This window comes from Marinicrinis sediminis (assembly GCF_042685085.1).
Lineage (GTDB): Bacteria > Bacillota > Bacilli > Paenibacillales > KCTC-33676 > Marinicrinis > Marinicrinis sediminis.
This window is the reverse complement of record NZ_JBHUMM010000043.1, coordinates 507,446-526,551: the sequence shown is the minus strand read 5'-3', so window position 1 is coordinate 526,551 and position 19,106 is coordinate 507,446. Positions and strand designations below refer to the sequence as shown.

The following is a 19,106-nucleotide window of genomic DNA, read 5'->3' as shown; positions in this document are numbered from 1 at the left end:
TTCTCCTATTCTCTATAGCTTCTGTTCGATCAGCGAATAACCTGTAAATTGATCCAGCCATTCAGGCTGAGTCTTCAGTACCCGCTTGCTTGCTGATTCTGTCTCGTCCGTGCACACGCCGTCGGGAGGCAAGCCAACCACATTCGATCTCATAATGGCAATCCAGTTTCCGTCCCGGTTCACGACACCATAATCCATCCCGTATGACCGATTTGCTTTCAAATCCGATAGAAAACAATAGCTTTCATTATCTCTTATCTCTAAATCCCATACCTGATTCGAAGCATCCCCATGGAAGTCCATGCCCGTCACATCATGCAGACGCAGACGCTTGTGAAGCCTCATCCAGTCGGTCTCGAAATATTCCTGGAGCATCTCTTTTGTCTCCTGAGTGAGATCCCAATACACAAACAGACAAGTCGGTGATTTGGGCATCATCCAGATTCGGTTCTCTTCCAACGTCTCTCCCTCCTTTCTATTCCATTCATTATATGGTCGAAAGATTCAATCTATACTTGCCCGTCACCAATTTTGAGATGAGAACGCGAGATTCCCGATTTGTTTTCAAAGATTTGCGCCATGACCAAGCTTGATGCGGGCTCCTTCTTCGGGGGAAAGCATTTTTCATGAAAGCAGACATGATCGGTGACACTAACCTGGAGGATGGCCTGCACATGCCTCGACAACAACACAGTAAGGAGACGAACGTATGATCTGGCTGTATGGCATGACTTGTCTGGTCATCGGATTATCGGTTATCAACGGTATATTTTCCTTCCAGAGCAAATATATCGATCCTGACTTCTGGCTTACCCTTCGTTTCCAGCTCAAGATGATTCCATTGTTTTTTCTTTCCAATGTGCTGATCGGATTCGGAATCAAATGGATTTTCAAAGCAAGTGGACAGTTGACCTTTACGCTTACGCTCACGAAAGGCATCGAAATAGGCATGATTCTGATTATGGGCTATTTGTTTATGAAAGAAATTCCCACCTGGAAAACATTCGCCGGACTGTTCCTGATCATCAGCGGATTCGTCCTGACTCGTATCAAGTAGGCAGCAAACACCAAGTAAGCAGCGAGAACTTGCACGGAGCACAAAAAAATCTAGCGTCTTAAAGCTAGACGCTAGATTTCAAGCTGTCTCAAATGGACAGAAGTCTGATGATCGTGCAGACTGTTGACGGTTAATTTCTGTTTAGCAAGGATATACATGGCACTGCTCCATCCAAGCGGAGTGTTCGGATTCGGCCTGGACTGACCACTATAATACAATTCCGGCAGCTCTCCGGGCCTTGTCATCACCTGTTCGGTTCGCTTCACATAGCTCAGCGCCTTTTCATGATGACCAAGCAGCTGATGACAAATAGCCAGCCATGGCAAGCCAAAGGTCCATTCCGCTTCTGTCCCTTCATAGAAAGAAAGCGGATATCCTCTTCCATACTCCTTCTCGTGAGTGCTGTAATAGCTGTCACCACGATAACGGATGACCCCTCTTTCCCGAAGCAGCTCTCGTTCAATCTGCTCGACGATCTTCTCTGCCATCGCTCCGTGCAAGATCTGATACGGATAAATCAGACTAAGCTGGGCCAGATCCGAGCTCTTGTCAGCGCTTTCACGCGGATACAGCTTCATCAATGCATCGAGTCCGGCCTCGATCATCTCACCGGGCACGTCACACAACGATCTGACATGACGGAGTCCGGCCAGACAGGCGCCAAGGGAAGAGCTGTGCATCTCCCGCCATTCTTCCCAGATCCCGTTGTCAGGGTCTTTCCAGTATTGCACATTATGCAAGTAACGGACCAGCTTCTGGACAATCCGTTGATCTGATTCATCTCGCAACATGCGTTTCTTTCTTCTTACCCCTTCTCCGATTCCGAATAAAAAGGCCCCAATCATATCATGCTGGACATGGCCCCATTTCTCATCATGAATCTCATCAATCGTCCTTGCGTCATAGCGTGCATGTACATATTCCCATTCATAATGGGGTTTTTGCTCCACCAGAATATCCAGTTTCCATTCATATTTTCGAAACAGGTCGAACAATCCGTAAAAGGTTCGTTCATACGTATCTGATTCATCTTCGAGGTATGCAAAGGCGATATAGACACAGTCACGAATCCATACGAACGAATAATTATCAGACGGGCTCGCTACGTACAATCCATTCGGCAAACGCAGTTGATCCAACACCCGATAGCTTTCCTGCAGCATGCTCTGAACCCTCCTTAAACGAAATCTTCGAAAACATTTAAGGCTTACTACATTATGTGTAGCAAGCCTTAAAAATGTGAATTAATCGTGAAGTAATGGTTCAATCAGCCGATTTTGCCGGACGACAGCGGACAGTGCGGCTTTGCAGATCGCCTCGGGCAAACCCGCATAGCGATGTGTCAGCTTCATCGTAGCGCCCTGGATCATGTCCGAATCCCCATCCGCCAGTTGTATGATAATGCCACTTGGCTGACGATCAATCTGCCAATGTGAAAAGCGCTCAAGCAATTGAAAAGCCGCATAGGAGACCGTCGAGTAATTGGGAACACGCTCCAGTTGATCCTCTGTGCTCCGCTGTGTAAAACTCGCGCTTCTTCTATATCCATAATCTTCGATTCGTCCGTCTTCATCCATCATCGGAATCAGCTGGTAACCCATAATGTACTGGGCTATCAGCGCATCCATTTCCCGTCCACAATCCATACCGTGAATACGCTCCAGCTGCCGTTCTCTCAGCTGCTTGCGTATGGTTTCCACACTTTCAGTCAACCCCATGCACTTCCTTTACTGTACCTTGTCTATCCTCTCACGAGAACATGCTACGTCTTTCTACGCTTCAAGTGGACAAAAGTTACGGCCAAAGCCATAACCAGTACAGTTCCCTTTACAATGTCATACGCATAGTAAGGCAGGTTTTGCATCGTCAATCCATTGAGCAAAATGCCGATCAGCAATGAACCCAGGAAAGTTCCCAAAATATTGGGCTTGCCTGCTCCAAATACGGAGAATCCAACAAATACAGCTGCCACACCCTCCATCAGAAAGGGAGCACCTGCATCAATTTGCCCAGATCCGACTCTCGCTGCAAACAAAACGCCTCCCATTGCAGCCAGGGCACCCGACATCATATAGGCCGCGTAGCGAATCCGGTTCACCCGAATGCCAGATAACCGGGCGGCTTCCTGATTCCCGCCAGTGATATACATCTGACGACCCCATCGTGTGTAATTCAGGAACAGATGCACGATGACGATCGTCACCAGCATCAGAATGACGGGCACAGGAACGCCTGCCACCTCACCCTTTCCCAGCCAGAGAAAAGAGTCAGAAACAGCACCGGGTGCTTTTGTCCCGTCGGGCATATTCATATAATTGTGAATGTTGTATCCTTCGGTATATGTACGATGTACGCCACCTATGATATACATCACCGCCAGCGTCGCTAGCAGATCCGGAATGCCAATACGCACGATCAGAAACGCATTGAGCAGTCCCACCAGCGCCCCGAGCAGCAATGGTACCAGGATGACCAGTACGAGCGGCATCTCATACCAGACCATGAGAGATGCGGCGACAACCGTCGCCAGTGATACGGTTGAACCGACGGACAGATCGAATCCGTCCACGACGAGCGAGATCGTAATTCCCGTACCGACCAGGGTTACAATCGAAATGTATTTCAGAATATCCATCATGTTCTCAAAATTCAAAAAGTAAGGCTGTGTAACAGAAAAATAAATAAATACGGCAATGATCACGAAAATTGCGCCATAGCGAAACGTTAGATCCAGTAGACGTTCCTTCATCCTGTATGCTCCTCTCCCGCACTTGCATAGTAAGCCAGCTGATCCTGAGTGGCTTCACCTCGTTGAAACTCCTTGACCTGTTTCCCGTCGCACATCACCACAATCCGATCCGAGATTCCCAGGATTTCCTGAAATTCAGAAGAAAGATAGACGATGGCTTTGCCGTCCGCAGCCAGATTCTGAATCAGCTTGTACAGCTCCTTGCGTGCTCCGATGTCTACGCCTTTGGTCGGTTCATCGAAAACATAAACGTCCGCATCCACAGGCAGCCACTTACCGACCACGACCTTCTGCTGGTTGCCTCCGCTTAAATGGTTCAGCTTCTGCATGACGTGCGGCGTTTTAATATTCAGAGTCCGAACGATTTGCTCTGAATGCTTGCGCATCTCTCCGAACTTCATCCATCCCCATCGAGTCCATTTTTTCAGTGCAGGCAACGTCAGGTTGTAATTCACATCCTCCTGAACGAGAATGCCTTGCTTGCGTCTTTCCTCCGGCACCATCACGACCCCGGCCTGTATCGCATCCGCAGGCTCCCGGAAACGTACCGATTTCCCGGACAGCCAGTATTCCCCTTGCTCTACCTTATCCGCACCAGCCAGCACACGGGCCAGCTCCGTCTTGCCAGCGCCAACAAAGCCGATCACACCGACGATTTCGCCACGATGAACGGTCAGGTCCACACCTTGCACACGCGCTCCACTATGTACCTGCTTCAATTCCAGACAAACCTCGCCTCGCTCCTGCTCCCGTTCTTCAAATTCCTCTCCCATTTCTCTGCCGAGCATTTCTTCCACGACCTGATCGATTGAGGTTTGGGAGATCGAATGGGTTGAGATCCGTTTCCCGTCCCGCATAACGGTAATCCGATTGCAGAGTTCAAAGATCTCCGGCAGGCGGTGAGAGATGAAGATAGAACCTACTCCCTCTTGCTTCAGCTGATTCATCACCACGAACAGTTTGTCCGCCTCTTCCATGCTGAGCGGCGCAGTCGGTTCGTCGAAAATAATAAAACCGGCTTTCTGGATCAACGCTCTCGCAATCAGAATCATTTGCTTGTCAGACAAAGATACGTCACTCACCTTGCGCGTGGTTGCCAGCGGATATCCGATTCGGTCCAAGACCTCAGCTGCCTGCTGGTGCATCTGCTTCCATGAAATCAGCTTCAAACCCTTGCCCGCACTCATGTCATCCAGCATAATATTCTCCGCTACAGTCAAGTCCGCGATCAACGCGGTGTCCACTTCCTGATATACACAGGCGATGCCTGCTCGCTTGGCATCCATCGGATTGTGAATGGTGATGGGCTGATCATTCAGCAGGATCTGGCCCTCATCCAAACGGTAAGCGCCTGCCAGAATTTTCATCAGTGTGCTTTTTCCCGCACCGTTTGCCCCAATCAGCGCATGAATCTCTCCGCCTTTGAGCTGAAAATCGACATGCTGAAGTGCTTTCACGCCAGGAAAATGTTTGGATATGGCTTTCATCTGCAACACATTTCGCATGTCTGAACCTCCTTCTGTTTTCATGTTGCAATGGAAGATGATCTATTATAACGCGATGTCACGGCATGAATAAAGCCCCACTTTCACAAACAAAGCGGGGCTGGTTCAACCTTATTGTTCCAGATCTTTCATCCAGTCTTTATAGCCTTGATCATTGTTGCCCCATTCTTCCACATACTCGCTCAGGTTGCCAGTGGTCACTGGCTCCTCGGACAGCATATCCCGATGCACGAATACAGGGTTCAGAATAATTTGATCGTCCACTTCATCGCCGTGCATTTTCTGATACAGATAACGCACCTGAACCTTGCCGATATCCGTTGGATTCACTGCTGCCGTCGCTACCCATGGGTTGGACGGGTCCTGAATCATCTGCAAGTCTTCATCACTGATGTCAATACCGTATACACGGATTTCCGTCCGTCCTGCTTCCGCAATGGCACGAGCGGCTCCCTTGGCGAATTCATCCCACGCAGCCCAGACTGCGTCAATTTCTCCCTCAGGATATTGCTTCAGCAATGCGGCCATTTGTGCTTGTGTATCCAGTGCGGTATTCTGAGTGGCATTGCCGAAGGACGCCAGTTCGTTGATTCCCGGGTTCGCTTCAAGGAATGCGGCGTAGCTTTCTTGTCTGCGCTCCATCGGCGCGAAGCCAGCTACCCAGATCTTCACGATATTTCCCTTGCCCTCCAGTTCCTCTCCCAAACTGTTCAGGGTGGCTTCTGCCATCTTCTGATCATTTTGTTCCAGAACCGGTACGCCCGGGACATCGACCTGTGCATCAAATGCCACAACAGGAATCTCTTTCTCCAATGCTTTCTCTACACCTTGTTGCAGCGCTTCTGCTGTACCGTGGTCAATCAGAATGCCATCGAATCGCTGTGTTACGGCTGAATCCAGATTGGATGCCATCCGTGCCAGGTCTGTATTGGCATCCAAAACGGTTAACTCTCCGCCAAAGGCTTCCACCTGCTCTCTAACGCCTTCAATATATTGAGAGGAAAAAGTCCCCAGATTTTGCTGCATGACCAGCGCGATCCGCTTGTCTGCCAGCTCATGACCGGAGGAGGCTGCTCCTTCATTGGATTCCTTGTTCGCCTGCTGGTTTTCATTGCCTCCACATGCGGCCAGCACCATCATCATGGAAATGGCGAGGATCATGATGGATGTGAACGTTCTGACTGATTTTTTGCTATGCATGTAACTTCCCCCTTGATGTATGTATGTCTGTAATTCCTACTTGTTAACTTGGAATTGTGATTTAGTTTACAATGTTCCTTCTGATTCGTCAATCCTTTTTTCATTCCTGCCGGCTATTGCCGTTCAATTTGCATGAGAACCTTGTAAAAGAACCAAGATTGAATAAGAAAACAGCAAAATCAAAAATTTCAATGGATACGTGAAACGATTAGGATAAAGATATTGTAAAGGCAAGCGAAGGAGGAAGGTTCATGACACACATACACATCGGATTAATTGGAACCGGAGGCATTGCAGGCGCTCATTGTCACGCGTTCAAAGGCGTGGAGGATGCGACGATCTCAGCTGTCTACGACATTAATCAGGACGCTGCCCGTTCTTTTCGTTCACAATTTGACATCCCGCAAGTTTATCAGTCGGTAGAAGACATGCTCACAGATCCAGGCATAGACGCGGTGATTATTGCCGTTCCCAATGTTTTTCATGCCCCATTAGCCATCCAGGCATTAAAAGCAGGCAAGCATGTGCTGCTGGAAAAACCGATGGCCATGAGTGTCAGGGAAGCGATGGAGATCGCGCATACCGTGGCCGATAGCGGTCTCACCCTGATGATTGCCCATCAGCTGCGCTTTCATCCGGTGATCAACCGGATTCGTCATCAAATCCAAAAAGGTGCGCTCGGCAACATCTACCATGCAAAAGCTGGCTGGGTACGGCGCAAGGGCATCCCCGGCTATGGCGGCTGGTTTACACAGAAGAAGCTTGCGGGTGGCGGTCCTCTGATTGACCTCGGAGTCCATATGCTGGATATTGGCATGGACCTCATGGGACAGCCTCGTCCCGTATCCGTCAGCGGAAAAGTATATGGGAAGCTTGGGTCCAGAGGGATCGGAGTAGGTGGCTATGGGGGTGCTACTCATTCGGGTACCTATGATGTAGAAGACTTTGCCACCGCCTTGATTCGTTTTGAAGATGATCGCACTCTTCAATTGGATGTCAGTTGGGCCGCCCACATTCTCTCTGATGAAGAACCGTATCTCGAACTGCTAGGTGATCTGGGCGGGGCCCGCTTTAAGGGTGGAAACGGTACACTGCTGACAGAGCTGTTTGATCAGCCTGCTTCCGTCTCCTTGCAGGTTGAAGACAGGGATGAGAATGAGCGAACTGCCCAAAGCAGGCATTTTATATCCTGCATCCAGACAAAAAAAGACCCTGTCAGCCATGTGCAGACAGGGATCATGAATCAGGCGATCATCGATGCGATCTATCGTTCCAGTGAATCCGGACAGGAAGAAACCATCGAATTGCCTATACTGGCTCCGAGCACCTAGAATAGCAGTTGTCCAAATCCAGCAGATAGTACCACCAGTACCCACGGGGGTAGCTTCCACCCAGCGGCCAAAGCCAGCAGGATCAGGACAAACGCAGCATCCTCATTGTGACGGAGCGAGGAAGTTAAAATCGGATCAATCCAGACGGCCAGCAAAATCCCGACCACGGCGGCATTGACCCCTACCAATCCCTTTCGAATGGAAGGGATTTTTTTTACTTTCGACCAATAAGGCAGCACGCCGAAAATCAGTAAAAAGGAAGGCAGAAATATGGCCGCTACTGCAAGCATGGCATAGCCAGCTCCGGTCCAGCCGCTATCCAGAGCGCCTCCGATATACGAGGAAAAAGTAAAGAGCGGACCGGGAACAGCCTGGGCCAGACCATAACCAGCCAAAAACTGATCAGACGTCAGCCAGTTGCCTTTTACGACTTCATTTTCCAGTAAAGGAAGGACTACATGGCCCCCGCCAAACACAAATGACCCCGTCCGGTAAAAGACATCCACAATCGACGAAATCATCGAATCTGCAAAGCGGTTCCACATCGGAAAGGCAATCAGCAGCCCTCCAAACAAACCGAGGTAGAGCCACGGTGGCAACCACCTTTTATCTGATTGCAACAGGGGAAGTTCAGCTGAATCCTGCTGTTTCACTTCTTCCGTCTTCACGGTCAGCCACCCGATCAGCCCTGCGATGCCAATAAGGAGGATCGGGGTAAAAGCTTCAGGGAACAACAGCATAACGGCTGCACTGACCATGGCCAGGCTGAATCGATAGGCACCCGTAGCCAGGGTCTTGCCCATGCCCCATACCGCCTGGGCCACGATCACGACCGCCAGCAGCTTCAAACCGTGAATCCATCCTCCCTGGACACTGCTGTTCTGCATCCAAAGTGCGGCCATCATCAGAAATAGGGCGGAAGGCAGCGTGAAGCCCAACCAGGCTGCAAAGGCACCGGCTTTCCCTGCCCGGCTCCAGCCAACGGATATCCCGACCTGACTGCTCGCAGGACCCGGAAGGAACTGGCAGAGCGCCACAATGTCGGCATAGGCCTGATCGGTTAGCCATTTGCGACGTACAACATATTCATCCCGGAAATACCCCAGGTGGGCAACGGGACCTCCAAAGGAGGTCAAACCGAGCTTTAGTGACGCCCAAAACACTTCTGCCATTTTGGCAAATCCGCTTCTCTTGCTGTCATGCGACATTTGACTACCCCTTTTGTTTGCGAGATGTGTATGCTGTCTGCATGTTGTATTCCATTCTTGCCGTCCAATTCCTTCCGCTTTACAAACTCTTCACATCAAGTGATCAACTCGCCACATCCTCAGGTTGATGCTGGATCAGACGATCCAATGCGTTCATAAACACAAAAATCATGGGGGTATGGATTCCGTTCGTTTACCTGTCCTTCGATCTGTTGGACAAGCCGCCACTGTGCAGCATCATAGTCCGGGAAAAAGGTATCTCCCTCAAATGCTTGATGGATATGGGTCACATAGAGGCGATCAGCCACCGCCAGAAACTGGCGGTATATTTGTGCCCCGCCAATAACAAACAGCGTGTCGTTTGGCTCGTCGTCTTGTTTCAATTGTTCAAGCAATTCATCCACAGTATGAACCACTTTACATCCATCAGCTACATAGTCCTGATTGGTTGTGAGAATCCAGTTTTCTCTGCCCGGCAGTGGTTTGCCAATGGACTCAAACGTCTTGCGACCCATCAGAACGGGAGCACCCATCGTGGTCTGCTTGAAATAGGTCAGATCCGCAGGCAGATGCCAGGGCATCTGGTTGTTTTTTCCGATCACCCGATTTTCGCCCATCGCCCAGATTAACGCGATCATACGGACACCTCTCCCTTGATGCGAGGATGCGGATCATACCCTTCCAGGGTAAAGTCTTCATACTTAAAATCAAACAGGGATTGAACTTCCGAATTTAATTTCATCGTCGGAAGGGTACGCGGCTCGCGGGTTAATTGGAGCTTGACTTGCTCAATATGATTGTTATAAATATGCACATCCCCAAACGTATGTACAAATTCTCCCGGTTCCAATCCCGTTACCTGGGCGATCATCAAGGTCAGCAATGCATAGGAGGCGATATTGAATGGCACGCCGAGGAAAACATCCGCACTGCGCTGATACAATTGGCAGGACAACTTGCCGTCTGCCACATAAAACTGAAACAGACAGTGACAAGGTGCAAGAGCCATTTCTTTCAAATCTCCGACATTCCAGGCACTCACGATCATTCTGCGGGAATCTGGCTGATGTTGAAGATCATGTAGCAGCTGCCGGATCTGGTCAATCGTTTCGCCATTCGCTCCTTGCCAGGATCGCCACTGATGACCGTACACGGGACCGAGGTCTCCATTTTCATCTGCCCATTCATTCCAGATGCGCACGCCATGCTCCTGCAGGTATTTGACATTCGTATCGCCGGCCAAAAACCACAGCAGTTCATGAATGATCGACTTCAGGTGCAGTTTTTTCGTGGTAACCAGCGGGAAGCCCTTTTGCAGATCAAACCGCATCTGGTAACCAAACTGGCTGATCGTACCCGTTCCGGTCCGATCACTTTTCTGATGCCCGTGTTCCAGCACATGCGCACACAAGTCTAAATACTGTTTCAAGCTTCATCTTCCTTTCATTGCATGGCTCATGCGTCTCATGAATGCCATTCTATCTGATAGTATTCTATCACTTTGCCCCTCATAGACCAAGCACCCCAGACAAGAAAACCCGAGCCAGATACCTGTCAGGTACCAGCTCGGGTTCTCCCAAGGATTAAACCATTCGTTCCATCTGCCGCATCAACCTGCTCTGCTCTTCATCCGAGCAGCCTTTTGCCTGGAGCAGAAGAGAGAGGTGATGCCTCGCTGCTTCCATCGTCGTCCTGAACGCTTCATCGCCAGACTTTGCTGGTGTGTGATCAAGTGAAACCTGCAGTTTTTGCAGCGCCTCGTACTGTTCTTCAATTTGCTTGACGTGATCTGCGGTATGGTGCTGATTGCGAGTGGTGACCGCCAGTTGTATACAGCGTTTCAACAGATGTTGAGGTTCCATGGGCTCGTATGCTTGATGCCATTGCGCCCAGTCTGCTTCTTCATCCATTGCCAGCACACCATTCCGCCACCCGTTCGCAGCGGCAAACTGCTTTAACACCTTGCGCGGTCCAATCTCCACCATCTCCTGGATATGGTGATGTTTCATCGCTGTCATCGTTTCCACCCACCGGACAGGCTCTGTCAACTGTCTGGCAAGTCCATCGATGATGTCTTCGACAGCGCGATAAGGCTGAGCATGAATGTTGGACAATACCGGCGTGCTTGGACTTTGCCAGGCTGCCTGCTTCAATTCACTGCGAAAGGCTTCCGTTACAGATTCCATAAGTGGACTGTGAAAAGGACCACTCACTCTGAGCATCTGTACTTTCACATTCGGTTCTGAGCGAAACAGGGTTGCGAGCTCTTCCAAATCCGTGGTATGTCCTGCCACCACGGTTTGTGTCGGCCCATTCCAGCAAGCTGGCCAAACCGCCTTGTTTTCCCGTTCACGCCAGTTGGCTATAATGGTACCGGCCAGCTGCCCGTCGATTCCGCTGATGGCCGCCATGCTGCCGACTCCGCCAGGCAAGGCTTCCTCCATCAGCTGTCCTCTTCGCTCCGTTAATCTTAGTGCCTCTCCAAAAGAAATGGCACCGGCAACAACAAGCGCACCATATTCCCCGAGACTGTGACCCGCGAGCACAGTGGGGCTCAATTTGCGCCCGGCCTTTTCTTCCATGGCCCGATAGATCCCCATGCTGATGGTCAGGAGTGCCGGTTGCGTGCGCTCCGTCTGCTTCAGTTCCTCCTGGGAACCGGTTGTACATAGGGTGGATAGACTCCATCCCAGCGCATCATCTGCCTCATTCAGCACTTCGCGAAAGGCCTCTGACCGTTCCATCCATTTGCCAGCCATCCCCGGATACTGGGACCCCTGACCCGGAAAAACAAAAGCCATCACTTGCGATTCCCCCTTTCATTCCATATCCAACTTGCCACGTACGCGATTCATCCCATCATTCTGATCATGGCATGCAGATCTGCAGGATGAATCGTCTCTATTTCCACTGCTTGCTGCCACGGATCACTGCTGCACAGGGCAAACGGATGCGCCTCGTCCAGCCAGTCGATATGAAAGTAGCAGCAATCCGGATGGTCACTTTGAAAATGAAGCTGCTCGTCCAGATCAAACCGGAAAGAAAAACTGCTCAGAGATGTACTGAGGCCCGTCCCTTTCCATTTGATATAGCTCTCCTTCAGTGACCAAATCTGATAAAACCGTTTTTTGCGTGCTTCGTCCTGCTGAATGCCATTCAGCATTTCTGCTTCAACAGGGGCAAAGAAGCGCTCAGCCAGGGCCGTTTCGTTAATCGGGTGAATGCGCTCGACATCCACTCCGATCGGTCGCTGGCTGACAGCGCCCAGTACCCATTTCCCGGAATGTGAAATATTAAAGTCGATGTCCGATATGCCGAGCGGATAGGGTTTGCCATACTCGTTTTTCCCAAATGCAATCTGACTGGCGCGTCGGTTCGTAAACTGCGCAATCATGGCTCTCGCCAGCAACTCCGAATACAGGGAGGCGATGCGATCTTTGTCATGAACAAACCGCTTGCAACGCGCCTGCCGCTCTTCAGATACATACGACAGCATGACGTTGCTCATTTCCCATGTCCAATCCGTAGGGACTTGAATGGCGATCATTCGTCTATTCATCTCGATTCGTTCCTCTCACAGCTGCTTGCCTTTTTCCCCATTGTACCATATGGCACTTGCGATCAATTGGCGTTTCGAAGCGGCTTGAGTGTCAGCACACACAGCAAGGCAAATAACGTCAGTAGTGCCCCGTTAATCAGTAGCACGACATCCGCGCCGTAGAAATCCGCGAAAAAACCGGAAACACCAAGACCAAGCGGTGTGGCCACATTGGACAATGACCCGATCACGCCGAATATGCGCCCTTGATAGGCCTCATCGGTCTTCGTTCGCAGGAGGGTTATGCCGACTGTCATCCCGAACGCCAGACATACCCCAAGCAGGAAAACAAACGGCAACGCTTCATATACGCCTGACATGGTCGAAAGGAACATTAGAATCGGTCCCGCGCACAAGACCGCTGTGCATAACAGCCACCCTCTGCGACCCCATTTGGAGGCCAATACGATGACAATGCCTGCCCCACACGCATAACCGAGCGGGATGGCGGATTCAATCAGCCCGAATTCAAAGGCATTCGCATTCCACAGATTGACAGCCGTAACCTGAAACAACATCATCGAGCTGGTGAAGAAAAACGTGATCGTCGGCATCAGGATAGCAATGGAAAGCGCAAACGGATGATTGCGGATATAGGAAAATCCTTTTTTCAGATCACTCCAAAATGGAACTTTTTCCTCGGACTCTTCCTTGTGGGAAGGGAATTTGCCTGCTGCAAAGATTAATAATCCCGAGAAAAAGAACGTTCCGGCGTCTATCAGCAGCGCAGACTGGGCACCCAGCGCAGCTACGAGGAAACCACCCATTGACAAGCCGATCAGACGGGCAATCGTATCTGTAACCTGCATCATGCCGGTGGCCTTTTCCACCTGTTCCTTCCCGGCCAGCGTTGTGATTGATGCCGCAAATGCCGGTCCATGAAATTGGGCAACGACACCCAGCATCGCTGACAGCACCAAAATAAGGACAAACTGCGGATACAGCCACATCATCAGCACAATCCCGATCACAAACGCAAATCTCAAGGCGTCAGAGGTAAGCATAATACCTCTTCGGGAATGGCGGTCTGCAATCGTCCCCGTAAAGGTTCCCAGCAACATGGATATGATCATATGCGTAACCATAAAGGCCGTCATCGCCAGCGCACTGCCGGTCGTAGACAAAATCCAGAAGCCAAGGGCGATGGAATGAAATCCATCCCCCATGACCGACAGCGTATTGGCGCCATACACAAGAAGCAGCTTTTTGTTTCGCCACATGGAAGTAGAAGCAGCCACCGGCTGCGGCAAGATCGCTTCTCCTCCTGGACGATTACTGTGTGGCTTGACTTCCATAAGATTCTCCGTTCTCTCTGTTCCGTTTGCGGTGTTTGTTACGGGTATATTCTGCCGCAATCAGAATGACGATTGCGAGAGTAGCAATCACAATCATCCAGCTATAGTGGCTGACCGAGGTAGGGGCGCCGGAATCCCCGGATACCAGTGTCCCTTCAATGAATATCTCCGCCTTGTTGTCGGTCAAAGAGATGAACTGGTCTTCTCCATCCTTCACCCACTCTTCTGTACTGATCAGATAACCGATTTGTTCATGCTTGCCAGGAAGCTCGATCACTGCAACTTTTCCAAACTCATCTTCCCCTGTGAAGGAGAAACGCGCTCCTTCATCATTTTCTCCCCATGCCCAGACCGTCCACTCAATTGTATTTTCCGGATGAGGCTTGTAATGCACGATAACCTCCGTTTTTTCTTCTGCATAAGCTGCGCTGCTGAACAACGCGAAACAACATACAACCACCATCAGCTTGATCCACTTCTGTTGCCACATGTTCTTCATTTCCCATTCCACCTTCCTGTTATTAGACGCTTGATCCATGATTTTTTTTCATTTCCTGGATGTGTACCAAAATGTGAGCGTAACTGCTCTTCAGGGCCTCATAAAATTGTTCCAGCTCTGCCAGCCAATTGGCGCCTTGTTCTTGTACGGCACTACAGCCAGCTGCGTCAATCTGGTCGCGGATCTCTGTCATCAGGTCAGCACCTGCCTCAGCCTGTTTTCTGGCTTGTTGAACATATAGAGCCGGATAATCCTCATGGAGCTGCTTGAGGAAATCAGACAGGAAGTGGAACTTGTATTTCCAGTCATTGACGACCGAATGAATATGGTTCTTCAAACGCTCTTCCTCCTGCTTGTCACCCAGGAAGATCGCCAGCGTTTTCCTGAATTCCTTGATGGCCTCCACGCCAATGTAGACCTGTGAATCCTTGTCCGCCAATTGCACCCGCAGTTCGCGGTTTTCAACATAAGATTGCATATAATGTTCGAACAGTTCCAGTCCGAGCTGGTCTCCGCGGATTCCCTCCTGTGCTTCCATTCGAAAATCAATGGACATGTAAGACGGATTAAATTCCACAGCCGGATGTCCTTGCATAAAATCAATCGCTTTTAAGCCTGTAAAGGATTTTTTGAAATCTTCCTTGTCAATGGTGCCAAAATAATTAAAGGTACTGTCATAAATCAGCATTTCGTCTTCCAGCTCATCCACGACGAGAAACAGATGGGCGGAGTTTTCCATGCCGGTTCCCGACATCCTGCGAATCTCCAGTCCCCTTTCCATTTCTGCAATCCATTCATCCTCATCCTTGTAATAATCGGACGAAAATTTCAGAAAGTAGGTCGTGCCGCAAACGGCAGGAACCCGATTCTGCTTGAGCTGTTCTCTCACAAAGTCCATCCCGTCCGCCAGCGATTCATGCTGATTGAACTGCATGTCAATCTGAAACTGATCCTGAAGCGTCTTGAAACCGACGAGTGAACCATACGGATAGTTAACGAAATGGAGACGGCTGGATTCCGATCCTTTTGGATGGGCATATCCGAGCAGCCCATATCCCTCTATTGCGGGCAAATAACCGTAGTGCATGGAGATGCCGGTTTCATAGGTCAGCTTCTGTCTCATGGCTCCCATGAAGCAAGGATAATAATACGGCAGTTCCTCGATCTCCTTGAACTCCTCGTTATGGTTGCGTCGTGCAGGAACCTGAAACGGGGCAAAGCGGCCCTTTCTCGGAGCGGTTTGCTCCCAGCCCAGATGCTCAGACAACTTCGCTATCGAAGGGTACTCCAGCAAATCACGGAAGGACAGATTCAACTGCTTCTCATTCGCTCGCGATACGAGCCGGACCAGCTTTAACGAATCTCCTCCCAGTTCGAAGAAATCGTCTTCTCTGCCGATTCGTTCGATACCGAGTATGTCTCCAAGCAGCGCGGCCAGCTTTTCCTCCGGTTCAGATTTTGGCGGCGTCCACGCACTCGCAGACCGCTGCTGTGGATCTGGCAGCGCTTTTCGGTCTACCTTGCCATTCGGTGTGATCGGCACACTTTCCAGCTGTACATAGTAAGACGGCACCATGTATGCAGGCAGCACTCGTTTCGCGTGTTCACGAAGGTCTGCTTCTGCAATTTTGCCACGGGCAGCCAAATAATAGGCAGCCAGATATTTGTCTCCTGCCGCATCGACCCGGTCCATGATCATCACCCATTTGATCCCCTCGTACTGCATGAGCTGCGCCTGGATCTCCCCGAGTTCAATGCGATAACCTCTGATCTTAACCTGATGATCCACCCGCCCCAGAAACTCGATCTGTCCATCTGACCGCCAGCGGGCGAGGTCTCCGGTTTTGTACATGACTGCTGCTTGTCCATTTGGCACTGTTCCTGCAAATGGATCGGGGACAAACCGTTCTGCTGTAATCGCTTCGCTCGTATAGCCGGCAGCCAGACATTCCCCTCCGATAAACAGTTCACCGGGTACATGCGCCGGGCAAGGCTCGCCTCTGGAATTCAGAATGTAATACCTTGCGTTCTGGATCGGTTTTCCGTACGGAATGCTGACCCAAGACGGATCGATCTCATCGACCAGGAAATAGTTTGACCATACCGTTGCTTCCGTAGCTCCTCCGAGCGCCACCACCTGTACAGATGAAAAAGCTTGCTGAAGAGCTGGAGGTAACGTAAGCGGAATCCAGTCTCCACTTAAGAAAACAAGTCTCAGACGACTGTGGTCTGTGGCAAATGAACCGTTCTCCATATATGGTACAAGCTGATGCAGGGCAGCTGGTGCAGAATCCCAGAATGTAACGGGTTCCGAGCAGATGATGTGCATCAAGCGATCGGGATGGCGTATATCGTCTTCCCTGACGATTCGAATGCTTCCCCCATAAGAGAGCATACCGAACACGTCAAACACAGATAAATCAAAGCAAAGCGAAGTAATAAAGAGTACACAGTCATCCGATTGAAACTGAAACTTTTTTTCCGCCCATTCAATCAAATTAATGACCGGACGATGCTGGACGACGACCCCTTTGGGTTTTCCGGTAGAACCCGAAGTGAAGATGGTGTAGGCTTTCTGATCGGACTCTATTTCAACCTGTACAGACTCAGTCGGCATCATGGCTGCTTCAAATGCCGTATGCTGCATGCGCTGATGCCCATGTCCGCCTGCTCCACTCTTTTTATCGGAAGGGGAATCTACCACACTCGCTTTATGCAGAACTGCATCAAAGCGATATTGAAGCTCATTGCTGAAAGACGGGTCGCGACGACAGATGTCTACACCCGCAATCTGCTGGTTGCGGGCTGTCAAATCCTGAAGAAGCTGTGCGTGAATGTACAGCTCGCCATCCAGATCCCGCTTCATATGCTCCACCTTCGGATTTGCCCGGTAATAAGCCTGCAAGGAATCGGCAAATGCCTGCTTCTTCTGAAGATCAAGCAGATCACCGAGGACGAGCACACCGCCTGGCTTCAGCAACTGCATCAACTGTCTGACGGTTTGCTCCAGATACCGGATGCCAGGGAAAAACTGAACCGTACTGGCAAGGAGGATCAGGTCATAATTGCCTTCCCCCATTTTCATGCAATCATGGGCAAATCCCTGTTGCCAGTTGACATTGTGAATGCCGCTTTCCCTGGCCTCAATTTGATTGCGCCGCAGAGTGAGCCCGGATGGGTCCATCGCTGTCACTTGCTGGACTTGCTTCGCCAGCGAAAAGGTAATGAGTCCTGAGCCGCAGCCTACTTCCAGCACACGAGACTCAGCATGCAGGTGTGGCTGCATCAGCTCCAACATGCGGTCCCGGTACTGCGCCACCTCCATTTCGGTGAATGCTTCTCCGGTGTAGCTGTTCTGAAAACCACCAGCCGTCACCCGATCAATCGCATCTTCGGCCACATGATCCCACATTTGTTCAATCGCTTTGGCATTGAGTGGTTCAGATGGCAGGGAGGCCGTTTGTACATCCATGAAAAAGACGTGCCGGAAAGTTTCACAGGAATAGTACAACTCCTGAATCGATTGATCCAGCCCTGACTTCGTGAACAAGTAAGCAATGTTCAGTTCCTGCCAGATCGTCTCGATTCGGGTCTTGGGAAAGCTCGGCTCAATCGGCACATAGGCACCGCCTGCCTTGAGAATGGCCAGCACCGCCACAATCATATCCGGAGAACGATCCAGCATGACCGCGACATCTTCGCCATTTTGCAAGCCATGCTGGCGCAGGAGATGAGCCCATTGATTCGCTTTCTGATTGCATTCCTCGTAAGTCAGTACGCCTTCGTCATGGCGAATGGCGATATCGTCAGGGTGAAGCGCCGCATGCGCTTCGAAGCGTTGATGAATCAAGCCCGAGCGCTGATAGGCCGCCTCCGTCTCATTCATCTCTTCCAGCCATTGCAGCAGAGAATCTCGGGGATGGATCGAGAGCTCTTCCATTCTCGAAACCGAATCCTCAAGCATTTGCTTCAACAGGAAGGCATAACTGTCCGTATACATGGCGATAGCCTCCGCATCATAGCGAGCACCGTTGTACACGATTTGAATGTCGATGTCTTCCTCACGCTGCACCAGATTGATGACTGTGTCGAAGCGACAACTCGTCTGAATCGAAGCCATTTTTTCTTCCCCATGCAGACTGCTCATGCCAAAACAGGTGCTTCCAAGCAGTGCCTGCTCTGAATCCCAGCCTAGTGCATATGCCACCTCTGACAGCGGATAATGCTGATGCTTCCAATCTTCCTTTAGCTGCTGCTGAAAATGCTTCAGCCATTCACGGAACCCGGCCCTTGGCTGAATGACTTGCGGGATGACTACATACTGATGGTCATACTCCATTTCCTTGGCTGGAAGCACCGGCAAGGTGACGGTAATCTCCTCATGGTCGGTAAACTTGTACAGCAATACATAATAAGCTGCCAGCATGAACACATATGTGGAGATGTCCTTCCCCCTGCTTACTCGTCTCAGTTCTGTCGCGGTTTCCACAGGCAGGGTAAATTGTGCGGTCTGCAACCGATAACTCGTATGCTGAGGATATGTTGCAGGTAAACTCGTTTTCGTTTCATTGCCATGAATCCTGTTTTGCCAGTGATCTCTGGACTGCTGGAAAGCATCCAGGGACAGCAATGTCCGATCAATCACAACAACAGCTCCTCTCTTC

Annotated in this window: 16 protein-coding genes; 2 read left to right on the top strand and 14 right to left on the bottom strand. The window is 50.4% G+C overall.

Going from position 1 to position 19,106, the window contains the following annotated elements:
* Nucleotides 1-12: 12 nt before the first annotated feature.
* The gene (locus tag ACFSUC_RS16200; RefSeq protein ID WP_379930671.1) at nt 13-459 is read right to left on the bottom strand and encodes a DUF4912 domain-containing protein; all 447 of its coding nucleotides are present in this window, start codon (nt 457-459) and stop codon (nt 13-15) included.
* A gap of 250 nt (nt 460-709) precedes the next feature.
* Here ACFSUC_RS16200 and ACFSUC_RS16195 point away from each other — a divergent pair, with 250 nt between their 5' ends.
* Nucleotides 710-1,057: a hypothetical protein gene (locus tag ACFSUC_RS16195; RefSeq protein ID WP_379930670.1), complete on the top strand. Its 348-nt coding sequence runs from the start codon at nt 710-712 to the stop codon at nt 1,055-1,057.
* A 71-nt stretch (nt 1,058-1,128) separates the two neighbouring features.
* Here the strand turns inward: ACFSUC_RS16195 and ACFSUC_RS16190 are convergent, their stop codons facing one another.
* The 5 genes from ACFSUC_RS16190 to ACFSUC_RS16170 all read right to left on the bottom strand — a co-directional run bounded on the left by ACFSUC_RS16190 (nt 1,129) and on the right by ACFSUC_RS16170 (nt 6,511).
* The gene (locus ACFSUC_RS16190; RefSeq protein ID WP_379930669.1) at nt 1,129-2,220 is read right to left on the bottom strand and encodes a glycoside hydrolase family 15 protein; all 1,092 of its coding nucleotides are present in this window, start codon (nt 2,218-2,220) and stop codon (nt 1,129-1,131) included.
* 81 nt (nt 2,221-2,301) lie between these two features.
* Nucleotides 2,302-2,769, bottom strand: a complete 468-nt coding sequence (locus ACFSUC_RS16185; RefSeq protein ID WP_379930668.1) for a hypothetical protein — start codon at nt 2,767-2,769, stop codon at nt 2,302-2,304.
* Nucleotides 2,770-2,819: 50 nt separating this feature from the next.
* Nucleotides 2,820-3,806 carry an ABC transporter permease gene (locus ACFSUC_RS16180; RefSeq protein WP_379930667.1) on the bottom strand — a complete coding sequence of 329 codons (987 nt, stop codon included), beginning with the start codon at nt 3,804-3,806 and terminating at the stop codon, nt 2,820-2,822.
* Nucleotides 3,803-5,311: a sugar ABC transporter ATP-binding protein gene (locus tag ACFSUC_RS16175; RefSeq protein WP_379930666.1), complete on the bottom strand. Its 1,509-nt coding sequence runs from the start codon at nt 5,309-5,311 to the stop codon at nt 3,803-3,805. Before ACFSUC_RS16175 ends, ACFSUC_RS16180 begins: the two co-directional genes overlap by 4 nt.
* 111 nt (nt 5,312-5,422) lie before the next feature.
* Nucleotides 5,423-6,511: a sugar ABC transporter substrate-binding protein gene (locus ACFSUC_RS16170; RefSeq protein WP_379930665.1), complete on the bottom strand. Its 1,089-nt coding sequence runs from the start codon at nt 6,509-6,511 to the stop codon at nt 5,423-5,425.
* Between the two features lie 251 nt (nt 6,512-6,762).
* Between ACFSUC_RS16170 and ACFSUC_RS16165 the strand changes: the two genes are divergently transcribed.
* Entirely contained in the window at nt 6,763-7,842 is a 1,080-nt protein-coding gene (locus ACFSUC_RS16165) for a Gfo/Idh/MocA family protein (protein ID WP_379930664.1), read from the top strand.
* Here the strand turns inward: ACFSUC_RS16165 and ACFSUC_RS16160 are convergent.
* The 8 genes from ACFSUC_RS16160 to ACFSUC_RS16125 all read right to left on the bottom strand — a co-directional run bounded on the left by ACFSUC_RS16160 (nt 7,839) and on the right by ACFSUC_RS16125 (nt 19,087).
* The gene (locus ACFSUC_RS16160) at nt 7,839-9,050 is read right to left on the bottom strand and encodes a chromate transporter (protein WP_379930663.1); all 1,212 of its coding nucleotides are present in this window, start codon (nt 9,048-9,050) and stop codon (nt 7,839-7,841) included. The genes ACFSUC_RS16165 and ACFSUC_RS16160 overlap by 4 nt on opposite strands.
* A gap of 119 nt (nt 9,051-9,169) precedes the next feature.
* A complete protein-coding gene (locus tag ACFSUC_RS16155; RefSeq protein WP_379930662.1) occupies nt 9,170-9,688 on the bottom strand; it encodes a dihydrofolate reductase in 519 nt (172 codons plus the stop codon).
* Nucleotides 9,685-10,479 carry a thymidylate synthase gene (locus tag ACFSUC_RS16150; protein ID WP_379930661.1) on the bottom strand — a complete coding sequence of 265 codons (795 nt, stop codon included), beginning with the start codon at nt 10,477-10,479 and terminating at the stop codon, nt 9,685-9,687. Before ACFSUC_RS16150 ends, ACFSUC_RS16155 begins: the two co-directional genes overlap by 4 nt.
* Nucleotides 10,480-10,633: 154 nt before the next feature.
* Nucleotides 10,634-11,851 carry an ACP S-malonyltransferase gene (gene fabD, locus ACFSUC_RS16145; protein ID WP_379930660.1) on the bottom strand — a complete coding sequence of 406 codons (1,218 nt, stop codon included), beginning with the start codon at nt 11,849-11,851 and terminating at the stop codon, nt 10,634-10,636.
* Between the two features lie 50 nt (nt 11,852-11,901).
* Nucleotides 11,902-12,609, bottom strand: a complete 708-nt coding sequence (locus ACFSUC_RS16140; RefSeq protein ID WP_379930659.1) for a 4'-phosphopantetheinyl transferase family protein — start codon at nt 12,607-12,609, stop codon at nt 11,902-11,904.
* Nucleotides 12,610-12,671: 62 nt separating this feature from the next.
* Entirely contained in the window at nt 12,672-13,898 is a 1,227-nt protein-coding gene (locus tag ACFSUC_RS16135; protein WP_379930658.1) for an MFS transporter, read from the bottom strand.
* 22 nt (nt 13,899-13,920) lie between these two features.
* Nucleotides 13,921-14,442 (bottom strand): pullulanase-associated domain-containing protein, encoded by a 522-nt coding sequence (locus ACFSUC_RS16130; protein WP_379930657.1) that lies wholly within the window; start codon nt 14,440-14,442, stop codon nt 13,921-13,923.
* A 22-nt stretch (nt 14,443-14,464) separates the two neighbouring features.
* On the bottom strand, nt 14,465-19,087 hold the full coding sequence (locus ACFSUC_RS16125) for an AMP-binding protein (RefSeq protein WP_379930656.1): 4,623 nt from the start codon (nt 19,085-19,087) through the stop codon (nt 14,465-14,467).
* Nucleotides 19,088-19,106: the final 19 nt, after the last annotated feature.